Consider the following 12,233-nt stretch of genomic DNA (forward strand, 5'->3'; position numbering starts at 1 on the left):
AAAAGAAAACTTATTTTGTAAGCTCGTTGTATATTTTCTTAACCTCTTGTCCGGTTATTTTACTTAGTAGTTTAGCTTTTGCTTTTGGAGCGATATCAAGGGCGTTTATATCGCTTATGCTTATGGTTTCAAAACTTGGATTATCGCTTTGCGAGACAACAACACACCACTCGCCGTTTAAGTTTGATCTCTCTAAAATTTCAGACATTTTTATAGCACTACTTTTAAATTTGGTTTCAAATTTTTTAGTTGCTTCTTTTATAGCAAAAATTTCTCGCTCAGGCTCAAGCTTTGCGATATCATTTACAAGAGATAAAATTCGTTTAGGACTTTCATATATAACGCATGGATAAGCTAAATTTAGGGCATTTTGTATGGCTTGAGTTCGCTCCTTACCCGTGTTTGGTAAAAAACCCAAAAACACAAATTCTTTCTCGCAAAGTCCGCTGGCAACAACACTTAAAAGTGCAGCATTTGCACCACTTAACACCTCATAGCCTATGTTGTGATTTTGCGCGTATCTTATAAGGCTAACCCCTGGATCGCTAATGCCTGGCATCCCTGCATCGCTCATATATGCGATATTTTTATCAAAAAATTCGCGAGTTAAATTTGCAAAAAACTCGCTTTCGTTGTGCGTATGAAGTGGGATAAAATTTTGTATATTGATGTGTGCGTCAAAGCGTTCATTAAGCAGTCTAACAAGAGATTTACTTACTCTTGTATCTTCACATACGACTATCTCGCAACTGCGCAAGACGCTAAGCGCACGAAGCGAGATGTCTTCTAAATTTCCTATCGGAGTAGGAACAAAGTAAAGCAAGGCTTAGTTTAAAGCGTATTTTTTCTTGAATTTCTCAACGCGGCCAGCGCTATCTACGATCTTTTCACTGCCTGTAAAAAACGGATGGCACTCACTGCAAATGTCTATTCTGATCTCACTTTTGTTTGACTTTGTCTTAAAAGTGTTACCACAAGCGCAAGTCACGGTGCATTCTACATACTCTGGATGTATCTCTTTTTTCATAATTTTTCCTTTGATTATCTTTTGTGATATTGTCTTTCTAGTTTAAGCAAGGCGTGATTATACTAAAAAAAAATTAAAAAATCAAATTTCACATAATTTCTTCTACATTAATATTATGCTATTTAAATTTTAAATTATATCGCATATAATTTTTGGGACTTTTCTTAAAAAAATAATTAATATTAGGAGTAAATTTACCTCTTTTATCCTAGTCATCTCTACGACACCGAATATATCACATATTGATAAAGAATTTCAATATAAATTTAATATCATAATTGCTGTTAAATTGAAAAAGCTAGATACAAAATTTAAACAAAAATTAATGAAATTTGCTATAATATTCCATCAAAAATAAAAAGGATAATTTCTATCCTAATTAAAGGCAAAAATTTGAGAGTTTACTTAGATAATAACGCAACTACGATGGTTGATCCCGAAGCTTTTGAGGCGATGAAACCGTTTTTTTGCGAAAAATACGGCAACCCAAATTCCTTACATAAATTTGGCTCAGAAACACACCCTGCACTTCGCAATGCACTAGATCAGCTATATGTTGGGATAAACGCAAAAGACAGCGATGATATCATCGTAACTTCATGTGCGACAGAGAGTAATAACTGGGTTATAAAAGGGATATATTTTGACAAGATAGCCAATGGTGAACGTAAAAGAGTAGTAACAACCGCGGTCGAACATCCTGCTATCCGCATGACCTGTGAGTTTTTAAAACAATTTGGTGTCCAAATCACCATCGTTGATGTAAACGAAGAAGGCATCATAACGCCTGATCAACTTCGTGAAGTTATGGGCGAAGATGTGGCTTTGGTTTCGGTAATGTATGCAAACAACGAAACTGGCATGATATTTCCTATAAAAGAATTAGCTTCGGTCGCACACGAATACGGCGCACTTTTCCACACAGACGCTGTTCAGGCGTTTGGCAAAATTCCTATAAATGTTCGTGATCTTGATGTTGATTTCATGAGTTTTTCTGCTCATAAATTTCACGGTCCAAAAGGTGTTGGCGGACTTTATATAAAAGATAGCCAAGCTCTTAGCAGTCTACTTCACGGCGGAGAACACATGGGCGGTCGCAGAAGCGGAACTCTTGATGTTGCAGGTATCGTAGGTATGGGTAAAGCACTTGAACTCGCTAATAAATTTATGAGTTTTGAAAACTCTCACGTAAAAAGATTACGCGATAAACTTGAGGATGCGCTTTTAAGCCTGCCTGATGTGAGCGTTGTCGGAAGACGTGAAAACAGAGTGCCAAACACCATCCTCGCCTCTATAAAAGGCGTAGAAGGAGAAGCTATGCTTTGGGACTTAAACCGCGCCGGCATCGCTGCGTCAACAGGCTCTGCTTGCGCTAGCGAAACACTTGAAAGCAACCCGATAATGGAAGCTATCGGAGCGGATAAAGAACTTGCTCACACTGCGCTTCGCTTATCTCTTTCACGTTTTAATACCGAAGAAGAGATAGATTATGCGATCGAGCAGATCAAAAAAGCCGTAGAAAGACTAAGAGGAATTTCAAGCACATTTGCTTACACTCCAGAAGGTCACGTAAGCGGACTATAAATTTAAATAAATTTAAAAAAAGACGCCAAGTGTGTCAAAAAAAGGAATAATATGGCAAAAGATAGTTTAATAGGCGGTTCGATCTGGGATGAATACTCTCAAGTCGTCCAAGACAGAATGAATAATCCAAAATTTATGGGCGAGATAACCGAAAATGAAGCAAAAGAGCGTGGCGCAAAACTTATCGTAGCCGACTTTGGTGCGGAAAGTTGCGGCGATGCGGTTCGTCTTTATTGGCTTGTAGATGAAGCAACAGATACTATTATAGATGCTAAATTTAAAAGCTTTGGTTGTGGCACAGCGATAGCTAGCTCTGACACAATGGCTGAACTTTGTATCGGTAAAACCGTAGATGAAGCGGTAAAAATAACAAATATAGATGTAGAAAAAGCTATGCGCGATACACCTGAAACTCCTGCCGTGCCACCTCAAAAGATGCACTGCTCGGTTATGGCATATGATGTTATCAAGGCTGCCGCGGCTAGCTACAAAGGTGTCGATCCTGATCATTTTGAAGATGAGATCATCGTTTGCGAATGCGCTAGAGTTAGTCTTGGAACGATTAAAGAAGTTATAAAACTAAACGATCTTAAAACAGTTGAAGAGATCACTCAATACACAAAGGCCGGGGCATTTTGTAAGTCATGCATAAAACCAGGCGGACACGAAAAACGTGAATACTACCTAACCGACATCTTACGCGACACAAGAGCCGAGATGGAGCAAGAGCGTCTTAAAAAGCAAGCTAACGCAAAAGCTTTAGGCGATCAATTAAATTTTGATGAACTAAGTGTTGTGGGTCAGCTAAAAGCCGTTGAGGGCATAATGGATAGCGAAATTCGCCCTATGCTTATGATGGACGGCGGGGATCTTGAGGTTATTGATATACAAAAAACACCAGAGGGTAACATAGATATTTACATCCGTTATCTTGGCGCATGTTCAGGCTGTGCTAGTGGTGCAGGTGGCACACTTTACGCTATAGAAAACGTTCTACAAGAAAAACTAAGCACAAATATTCGCGTAATGCCGATATGATATATTTCCGCTTGATTTTCAAGCGGAATTTCCTTCATACAAATGCAAATTTTTAAAAAGTAATAAAATTTTTAAATACAAATTTCACGCGCAAAGCACCATAAAAAGCGACTAAAATCGTCCTAAGCTGTTTAAAAACAAGCATAAGATAAAATCCATTTTTTAAATACACCCAAAAGAGAGAATATGAAAGTAATAAAACGCAACGGAAGAACGGAAGAGTTAGATATAAGTAAGATCAAAAAATACACGAGTGAAGCGGTGGTCGGACTTGATAACGTAAGCCTTAGCGAACTCGAAGTAGATGCAAAAATTCAGTTTAGAGATATGATAACAACTGAAGAGATCCAACAAACGCTTATAAAAACCGCCGTAGACAAGATAGATATCGACCGTCCAAACTGGACATTCGTCGCTGCTAGATTATTTTTATACGATCTATACCATAAAGTAACAGGATATAATGGATATAGCCACTTAAGGGAGTATTTTGAAAAGGGTGAAAAAGCCGATCGTATAGTGCCCGGATTAAAAGAAAAATACGACCTTGATGATCTAAATGACTACATAAAACCGCAGCGTGATTTGCAATTTGCATATCTTGGCATAAAAACACTTTACGACAGATACTTGATAAAAGATAAGCAAGGAAAACCTATAGAGCTTCCACAGCAAATGTTTATGGCCATAGCGATGTTTCTTGCCCAAAACGAACTTGACTGCCAAGGCTGGGCTAAGAAATTTTACGACCTGATAAGTAAATTTGAGGTTATGCTAGCAACCCCTACTCTATCAAACGCAAGAACACAGCGTCACCAACTAAGCTCATGCTACATCGGCTCTACTCCCGATAATATCGAGGGAATTTTTGATAGCTATAAAGAGATGGCTCTTCTTTCTAAATTTGGCGGAGGTATCGGCTGGGACTGGAGTAAGGTTCGCGCTATGGGCGGTAGCATAGATGGGCATAAAAATGCAGCAGGAGGTATCATACCTTTCTTAAAGATAACCAACGATATAGCCGTTGCAGTCGATCAGCTAGGCACTAGAAAAGGCGCTATCGCCGTTTATATCGAGCCTTGGCACATGGATGTTAGCGACTTTTTAGACCTTCGTAAAAACTCGGGCGAAGAAAGACGCAGGGCGCATGAAATTTTCCCTGCGCTTTGGATAAATGATCTCTTTATGAAAAGAGTGCAAGAAAACGGCAAATGGACACTTTTTGACCCGGCTGACGTGAGCGATCTTTGCGAGCTTTACGGAGATGAGTTTGAGAAAAAATACCTAGAGTATGAAAACAACGAAAATATCCAAAAAAATACCATGCTAGCAAAAGATCTTTGGAAAAAGATACTAACTAGCTATTTTGAGACAGGCATGCCGTTTTTAGCGTTTAAAGACAATGCAAACAAAGCTAATCCAAACGACCACGAAGGCATAATTAGAAGCTCAAATTTATGTACTGAAATTTTTCAAAACACCGAGCCAAACTACTATAAGATCAAAATCATCTATACAGATGGCGAAGTAGAACTATTTGACGAAGAAGACGATGTTACGGTAGATAGCGGCATAACAAAAAAAGCTAAGAAACTTAGTGCGCTTGATAGCCTAAAAGGTAAAGAAATCTTTATCGTAGAAAAAGAGGCAACCGAAGGCAAAACAGCAGTTTGTAACCTAGCAAGCGTAAATTTAAGCAAGATAAATACGCCTGAAGATATATCAAGAGTAGTTCCGATAGCAGTTAGGATGCTTGATAACGTAATCGATCTAAATTTCTACCCACACAAAAAAGTAAAATACACAAATTTAAGCAGTAGATCTATAGGGCTTGGTGTAATGGGCGAAGCTCAAATGATAGCACAAAAAGGCGTAAAATGGGGAAGTTACGAGCATTTAGCACTTATAGATAGTGTAATGGAAAACATAAGCTACCACACGATATATACAAGCTCAAATTTAGCTGTTGAAAAAGGCAAGTATCCAACTTTTGAGGGCTCAAAATGGAGCAAAGGCATAATGCCTATCGATGTTGCAAACGAAAATGCAAAAGCCTTGGTAAATCGCGGAGGCTTGTTTGATGATGGAAGCTGCGACTGGGACAAGCTTCGCCAAAAAGTTAAAACCGACGGTATGCGCAACGGCTATCTAATGGCAATCGCCCCTACCTCAAGCATAAGCATACTTGTAGGCACTACACAAACTATCGAGCCTGTATATAAGAGAAAATGGTTTGAGCATAATCTAAGCGGTATGATACCAAATGTTGTGCCAAATTTAAGTCCTGATACTTGGCAGTACTACACGCCTGCTTACGAGCTTGATCAAAGAGTCCTTATAAAAGCCGGAGCTGTTCGTCAAAAGTGGATCGACCAGGGTCAAAGCCTAAATATCTTTATGAGCCTTGATAAGGCAAGTGGCGGATATTTAAGTGAAATTTACACACTCGCATGGGAGCTTGGACTAAAATCAACCTACTACCTTCGCTCAGAATCACCTGATAGCGAAAAGGTAAATAACGTAGCCGATCGCTCTGTTGAGTGTGAGGGATGTCAATAAATTCGATGTTTGCCCTTAAATTTCGCCCAAAAACCCTTGATGAGATCTGCGGTCAAGAAGATATCGTTAGGGTTTTTAAAAAATTTATAGAAAACGAAAAGATCCCCCATAGTATGTTTTACGGGCTTGCGGGATGTGGTAAAACAAGCTTTGCCAGAGCTGTTGCAAGTCTTATGAAATACGACTTTTATGAATTTGACGGCGGTAATTTAAAAATAGATGAATTTCGTAAAATTTTAAAAAACTATGAAAACGCGTTAGTTAAGCCGCTGTTTTTTATCGATGAGATTCATCGGCTAAGCAAAACACAACAAGAAGCGCTTTTGATCCCGATGGAAAATTACCGTGCTATAATTATTGGTGCAAGCACTGAAAATCCGTTCTTCACACTAAGTTCAGGCATCAGAAGTCGTTCTATGCTTTTTGAGTTTAAGCCATTAAGCTCAAAAGACTTTGACAGATTATTAAAGCGTGTGCAAGAAGAGGTGAAATTTAATATAGACAAAGAAGCAAAAGAGTATTTGTTTAAAAGCAGCGGAGGCGACGCTAGAAGCTTATTAAATTTACTCGAATTTGCGCTTAGCATAGACATAAATATAACCTTGGATAACCTAAAAACACTTAGGGCAAATGCCGTTTCAGAGGGTATCAGCGAGGATGACACACACTATCATTTAGCAAGTGCGCTCATAAAAAGCCTTAGAGGTAGCGACGAAAATGCCGCCATTTATTATCTAGCAAGGTTGATTGACGCTGGAGAGAGTGCGGATTTTATCGCTAGACGTATGGTTATACTTGCTAGCGAAGATATCGGCAACGCCAATCCAAACGCCTTAAATTTAGCTGTCAGCACCCTAAATGCCGTAAGCAAAATCGGCTATCCCGAAGCCCGCATAATCCTTGCACAATGTGCCGTTTATCTAGCGCATTCACCAAAGTCAAATTCAAGCTATGTAGCGATAAATTCGGCTCTTAGTTACGTAAAAAGCGAAGAAAAACTTCAAATACCAAAATACCTAATCAACACTGCTCCCGAGGTAAAGAACTACCTTTATCCACATGATTTTGGGGGCTGGGTCGAACAAAACTACCTTACAAAACCACTTAAATTTTATAAAAGTGACGGGATCGGTTTTGAAAAAACTCTTAGCGAGTGGCTAGCTAAGATAAAACAAAGATAAATATAGCATTTTTTGTGACTTTATTTGTGATATTTTAATATAAATTTTAGCTTAAATTTATATAGAGAATGCGACAAACAGGGTATTTGAAATTTATTTTATAACAAAAAGTAAGGTTGTATTGTAATTTTATATTAAAAAATTTAATTTTTATAAAATTTTAATTTTTTTTTAAATACACTTTAAAATCTATATCATGAAAGGATGTTGTTTTGGAACTATTCACAGAACTCGTTAGCAAGGTAAATTCCTTTGTTTGGGGGCCTTATTTTTTAATAACCCTCCTATGCGGAACCGGTCTCTTTTTCACATTTAGACTAAAATTTGTTCAGATTTTTAAGTTTAAAGATGGGTGGAATCGCCTTTTTGGAAACTTCTCTTTACACGGCGAAGCAGCCGGCAAAGACGGTATGAGTTCGTTTCAGTCAGTAGCAACAGCAGTGGCCGCACAAGTTGGCACCGGCAACTTGGTTGGCGCTTCAACCGCACTTGTAATGGGCGGACCAGGTGCGATATTTTGGATGTGGTGCGCGGCGTTTTTAGGCATGGCTACAAATTTTGCCGAAATTTGTCTGGCACAAGTTTATAAAACAAAAGACGATAGCGATCACACCATAGGCGGTCCGGCATTTTACATCTCAAAAGGTATCGGCGGAAAACTTGGTAAAGTTTTAGCAGGATTTTTTGCGGTGGCTATTATTTTAGCACTTGGTTTTATGGGAAATATGGTTCAAGCTAACTCTATATCAGATGGCTTTTCGGGGGCTTTTGGTATCCCTCAATGGGCGATAGGCTTAGTTTTAGCCATAGTTTGTGCGGTAGTTTTTATAGGCGGAGTTAAGGCCATCGCAAGAGTTGCGGAAAAGGTGGTTCCTGTAATGGCTATCATATATGTCATCGTCGGTCTACTTATAGTTTGCGTAAATTTTAAAGAAATTCCATCAGTTGTAAGCATAATATTTGAAGCAGCGTTTAACCCTTCTGCCGCTTGGGGCGGCGCTATCGGTGCTAGTATCGCAACTGCCATGAGATACGGCATAGCAAGAGGTTTGTTCAGTAACGAAGCTGGTATGGGCTCAACTCCTCACGCGCATGCAGCCGCTAAAGTAAAACATCCTGTCGAGCAAGGTGTTTTAGGTATCATGTCGGTTTTTGTAGATACATTTATCGTACTTAACATCACCGTCTTTGTAGTGCTTAGCTCAAACGTCGTAGCATTTGAAAACGGTCAGCCGGTATTTAGCGGTATAACCCTTGTTCAAGAGGCATTTTCATCACATCTTCTAGGACATACTATCGGGTATTCGTTTGTTGCGGTTTGCCTATTTTTCTTCGCATTTACAACGATACTTGGTTGGTATTATTTTGCAGAGATAAACGTCAGATATCTTTTTGGCAAAAAAGGTGTTAAATTTTTGCAAGTACTAGTAGTTGCTTTTGTATTTTTAGGAAGCCTGCTAAAAATAAAACTCGTTTGGGAGCTTTCTGACCTCTTTAACGGTCTTATGGTACTGCCAAACCTTATAGCTGTTTTATTACTTAGTCCGATAGTGGTTAAACTGCTAGAGGACTATAATGCTAAAAAAGAGTATAAAGCGGAAGATTACATCAAAATAAAATAAAACTTTATCTTGCTTTGATTATTTTCAAAGCAAGATATTTTAAATTTAGATAAGCTCTACGCCGCTACCTTCTACGACTTCGCCTATCTCATAAGCGTCAGAATCCTCAAGTATAAATTTCACATTTTCAGGGCTTACTACAAGCACCATGCCTACGCCCATATTAAATGTGCGATAAAGCTCTGCTTGTTCTACAACTCCATCAAATATCGAGTAAATTTCAGGTCGCTTGATAGCGTCTACATTTATCTTTGCACCAAGTCCTACAGGGAAAACACGAGGTAAATTTTCAACCAAACCACCGCCTGTGATGTGAGCTAGAGCGTTTAGTTTATCTTTTAGTTTTAAAAATTCAGGCACATAAATTCTAGTTGGCTCCAGTAAAAGGTCGATTAAATTTTTATCTCCCAATTTATCGTCAAATTTTAACCCTTTGCTTTCAACTACTTTTCTTGCCAATGAGTAACCGTTTGAGTGAAGCCCACTTGAGCTAAGCGCTAAAAGCTTATCGCCTTTTTTTACAAATTTTGCTCTATCTATCTCGTCTATCTCAGCCATGCCAACAGCAAATCCGGCCAGGTCAAAATCACCTTTTTCATACATTGAGGGCATCTCTGCCGTTTCGCCGCCTATTAAAGCACAACTTGCCTTCTTGCAACCTTCTGCAATACCCTTAACTACGACTTCGGCTGAATTTATATCAAGCTTTGCCGTAGCGTAATAATCAAGAAAAAACAACGGCGTAGCAAAGTTGCATATCAGGTCGTTTACGCACATTGCGACTAGATCCTCACCTACTTTATCAAGGCGATTTGCATCTATGGCAAGCCTAAGCTTTGTGCCAACACCATCGGTTGCGCCTAAAATGGCAGGATTTTTATAGCCGCTTGGTAGTTTGATAGCTCCTGAAAACGAGCCGATACCACCCAAAACCAACGGAGTAAAGGTTGATTTAACATGAGGTTTTATCGCATTGACAAACTCATTTCCTGCATCAATATCAACACCAGCGTCTTTATATGTTATCATTTTCGCCCCCTTAAATTTTGGCTGATTTTAGCCAAAATTTGCTAAAATCGTAGTAAAATAAAGGTCAAAAATGCGTAAATTTAAAAAAGGCATCGTTGTAACAGGCTCGATAGGATCTGGCAAAAGCACGGTTTGCACACTACTAAAACTACACGGATATAGCGTGATAGACGCTGATGAAATAGCGCACGAAGTCTTACAAAGTTTGGCTGATGAAATTTCTATAAAATTTAAAGATGTTGTTAAAAACGGCAAAGTAGATAGAAAAAAACTGGGCGAGATCGTATTTGCAGATAAAGACAAATTATCATGGCTTGAAGAGCTCTTACATCCAAAGATACGAGATGAAATTTATGCCAAGTGTGAAATTTTAGAAGATAAAAATATTTTTTATTTCGTTGATATACCGCTTTATTTTGAGCGCAAGGGCGTTTATGAGTGTTTTGAAAAAGTAGTAGTCGTTTATGCTTCAAAAGAAGAGCTTATAAAAAGAGTAATGAAAAGAAACGAGCTTGATAGCAAAGCGGCAAAATCACGTGTAAATCTGCAAATAGACATCGAAGAAAAACGAAAAATGGCAAATTTTATTATAGACAATAGCTCAGACTTGTTAAATCTAGAGGCAAGTGTAAATAAATTCTTAAACGATCTAAAAGGTAAAGCAAATGTTGGTTAGCAAATACAATGCAAGTGGCAATGATTTTGTGATCTTTCATACGTTTTTAAAGGCAGATAGAAGCGACTTTGCTGTAAAAATTTGCGACAGACAAAACGGCATAGGAGCCGATGGACTGATAGTTATCTTGCCGTATGACGATGGTATAAGATGGGAGTTTTACAACTCTGACGGAAGTAGTGCAAATATGTGCGGCAACGGCTCAAGAGCGGCATTTTTATACGCTTATAAAAACGCTCTTATAAACAAAAGCTCCAACCTTCTAACCGGTGCCGGGCTAATAACCGGAGATGTGGATGAAAATAGCGTTGAAGTCGAATTAACAAGCCCTAAAATCCTAAGCAAAGATAGTATAAACGAATTTGATAAAGAGTGGTTTTTTTACGATACGGGAGTGCCACATTTGGTGCATTTTACACAAAATTTGGATAAATTTGACCTAAATTTAGCAAAACATCTGCGACACAAATATAATGCAAATATAAATTTCGCCAAATTTGAAAACGGATTGCTAAAAGTAAGAACATATGAACGTGGCGTTGAAGATGAGACGCTAGCTTGCGGAACCGGTATGGCGGCATGCTTTTACGGTGCGGTTTTAAATTTACATGCAAATAAAATTTTAAGCGTATATCCTAAAAGCGGCGAGGAACTACAACTAAGACTAGAAAATGAGAAGATATATTTTAAAGGAAATGTTAAACACTGTTTTGATGTGAGTATTGAAATTTAAAAAGCCCCAAATGGGGCTTAATAATTATTTTAAAGCGTCTTTTGCAGATCTTGCAAGCGCCGCAAATGCGTCCGCGTCATTCATAGCTAGATCAGCTAAAATTTTTCTATCAAGCTCTATGTTAGCCTTTTTAAGACCATTCATAAATCTTGAGTAGCTTATGTCGTTTAGTCTGCAAGCAGCATTTATACGAACTATCCACAGACGGCGGAAGTCACGTTTTTTCTGGCGACGATCACGATAAGCGTATACTAAACTTCTTTCAAGTTGTTCTTTAGCTTTTCTAAAATGTTTATGTCTTGCACTATAAAAACCACGTGCAAGTTTTAAAACTTTCTTATGGCGTCTTCTTCTAACTACGCCCGTTTTTACTCTTGCCATATTTATCCTTTCACAAATTGGCGTCCATTATATGGATCTTTCCCTATAAATTTTAATTTTAGGGGAGTTTGAATGACTTTTGTCAAAAACTTAAACTATGCTTGGCTATACGCCTAGCATTCTTTTTACTGCAGGGACATTTGTGCTATCCACGTATTGTGGCTGACGAAGGTCTCTTTTGCGTCCGGCAGACTTTTTAGTCAAGATGTGGCTTCTAAAAGCAGAGCCGCGCTTGATTTTATTTTTGCCTACTTTAAAACGCTTAGCAGCACCGCGAACGGTTTTCATCTTTGGCATGCTAATCCTTACTGTGTGATTTTACGCTTTTACGTAAGATGTGGATTATATCCAAAATTTCTTTAAATAAATTAAATTTTAATACCGTAATTTTATAAAATGCAAT

Annotated in this window: 12 protein-coding genes; 7 read left to right on the forward strand and 5 right to left on the reverse strand. The window is 38.3% G+C overall.

The features are described 5' to 3' along the window. Nucleotides 1–10 precede the first annotated feature (10 nt). Nucleotides 11–823, reverse strand: coding sequence for a 16S rRNA (cytidine(1402)-2'-O)-methyltransferase (rsmI, locus tag CCAL5182_RS01650; protein ID WP_169972271.1), 813 nt, complete (start codon nt 821–823; stop codon nt 11–13). Between the two features lie 3 nt (nt 824–826). Beyond that, nucleotides 827–1,027 carry a 50S ribosomal protein L31 gene (gene rpmE, locus CCAL5182_RS01655; RefSeq protein WP_169938026.1) on the reverse strand — a complete coding sequence of 67 codons (201 nt, stop codon included), beginning with the start codon at nt 1,025–1,027 and terminating at the stop codon, nt 827–829. A gap of 393 nt (nt 1,028–1,420) precedes the next feature. Here rpmE and CCAL5182_RS01660 point away from each other — a divergent pair, with 393 nt between their 5' ends. The 5 genes from CCAL5182_RS01660 to CCAL5182_RS01680 all read left to right on the forward strand — a co-directional run bounded on the left by CCAL5182_RS01660 (nt 1,421) and on the right by CCAL5182_RS01680 (nt 9,011). Then, nucleotides 1,421–2,611: a NifS family cysteine desulfurase gene (locus CCAL5182_RS01660; RefSeq protein WP_169938024.1), complete on the forward strand. Its 1,191-nt coding sequence runs from the start codon at nt 1,421–1,423 to the stop codon at nt 2,609–2,611. A gap of 51 nt (nt 2,612–2,662) precedes the next feature. Then, nucleotides 2,663–3,649, forward strand: coding sequence for an iron-sulfur cluster assembly scaffold protein (locus CCAL5182_RS01665; protein ID WP_169972273.1), 987 nt, complete (start codon nt 2,663–2,665; stop codon nt 3,647–3,649). A 186-nt stretch (nt 3,650–3,835) separates the two neighbouring features. Next, the gene (locus tag CCAL5182_RS01670; protein WP_336610095.1) at nt 3,836–6,208 is read left to right on the forward strand and encodes a ribonucleoside-diphosphate reductase subunit alpha; all 2,373 of its coding nucleotides are present in this window, start codon (nt 3,836–3,838) and stop codon (nt 6,206–6,208) included. 5 nt (nt 6,209–6,213) lie between these two features. Then, entirely contained in the window at nt 6,214–7,389 is a 1,176-nt protein-coding gene (locus tag CCAL5182_RS01675) for a replication-associated recombination protein A (RefSeq protein ID WP_336610096.1), read from the forward strand. A 212-nt stretch (nt 7,390–7,601) separates the two neighbouring features. Further along, a complete protein-coding gene (locus CCAL5182_RS01680; protein WP_169972274.1) occupies nt 7,602–9,011 on the forward strand; it encodes an alanine/glycine:cation symporter family protein in 1,410 nt (469 codons plus the stop codon). A gap of 45 nt (nt 9,012–9,056) precedes the next feature. Here CCAL5182_RS01680 and purM read toward each other — a convergent pair whose 3' ends face one another. Next, complete coding sequence (gene purM, locus CCAL5182_RS01685; protein WP_169938016.1) at nt 9,057–10,040, reverse strand: phosphoribosylformylglycinamidine cyclo-ligase; 984 nt, start codon at nt 10,038–10,040, stop codon at nt 9,057–9,059. A 70-nt stretch (nt 10,041–10,110) separates the two neighbouring features. Here purM and coaE point away from each other — a divergent pair, with 70 nt between their 5' ends. Both coaE and dapF read left to right on the forward strand, forming a co-directional pair. Next, on the forward strand, nt 10,111–10,716 hold the full coding sequence (gene coaE / locus CCAL5182_RS01690; RefSeq protein ID WP_169938013.1) for a dephospho-CoA kinase: 606 nt from the start codon (nt 10,111–10,113) through the stop codon (nt 10,714–10,716). After that, a complete protein-coding gene (gene dapF, locus CCAL5182_RS01695; RefSeq protein ID WP_336610097.1) occupies nt 10,706–11,449 on the forward strand; it encodes a diaminopimelate epimerase in 744 nt (247 codons plus the stop codon). The genes coaE and dapF overlap by 11 nt, the downstream gene beginning before the upstream one ends. A gap of 24 nt (nt 11,450–11,473) precedes the next feature. Here the strand turns inward: dapF and rplT are convergent, their stop codons facing one another. Then, nucleotides 11,474–11,830 (reverse strand): 50S ribosomal protein L20, encoded by a 357-nt coding sequence (gene rplT / locus CCAL5182_RS01700; RefSeq protein ID WP_169938009.1) that lies wholly within the window; start codon nt 11,828–11,830, stop codon nt 11,474–11,476. 105 nt (nt 11,831–11,935) lie between these two features. Then, nucleotides 11,936–12,127 (reverse strand): 50S ribosomal protein L35, encoded by a 192-nt coding sequence (gene rpmI, locus CCAL5182_RS01705; RefSeq protein WP_169938007.1) that lies wholly within the window; start codon nt 12,125–12,127, stop codon nt 11,936–11,938. Nucleotides 12,128–12,233 lie beyond the last annotated feature (106 nt).

This window comes from Campylobacter sp. 7477a, from assembly GCF_014892335.1.
GTDB lineage: Bacteria > Campylobacterota > Campylobacteria > Campylobacterales > Campylobacteraceae > Campylobacter_A > Campylobacter_A californiensis.

What these genes read in the sequence shown, in the direction of transcription:
- rpmE (WP_169938026.1), bottom strand. Translation starts at nt 1,027, where the DNA reads ATGAAAAAAGAGATACATCCAGAGTATGTAGAATGCACCGTGACTTGC.
- CCAL5182_RS01665 (WP_169972273.1), top strand. Translation starts at nt 2,663, where the DNA reads ATGGCAAAAGATAGTTTAATAGGCGGTTCGATCTGGGATGAATACTCT.
- CCAL5182_RS01670 (WP_336610095.1), top strand. Translation starts at nt 3,836, where the DNA reads ATGAAAGTAATAAAACGCAACGGAAGAACGGAAGAGTTAGATATAAGT.
- CCAL5182_RS01675 (WP_336610096.1), top strand. Translation starts at nt 6,214, where the DNA reads ATGTTTGCCCTTAAATTTCGCCCAAAAACCCTTGATGAGATCTGCGGT.
- purM (WP_169938016.1), bottom strand. Translation starts at nt 10,040, where the DNA reads ATGATAACATATAAAGACGCTGGTGTTGATATTGATGCAGGAAATGAG.
- coaE (WP_169938013.1), top strand. Translation starts at nt 10,111, where the DNA reads ATGCGTAAATTTAAAAAAGGCATCGTTGTAACAGGCTCGATAGGATCT.
- dapF (WP_336610097.1), top strand. Translation starts at nt 10,706, where the DNA reads ATGTTGGTTAGCAAATACAATGCAAGTGGCAATGATTTTGTGATCTTT.
- rplT (WP_169938009.1), bottom strand. Translation starts at nt 11,830, where the DNA reads ATGGCAAGAGTAAAAACGGGCGTAGTTAGAAGAAGACGCCATAAGAAA.
- rpmI (WP_169938007.1), bottom strand. Translation starts at nt 12,127, where the DNA reads ATGCCAAAGATGAAAACCGTTCGCGGTGCTGCTAAGCGTTTTAAAGTA.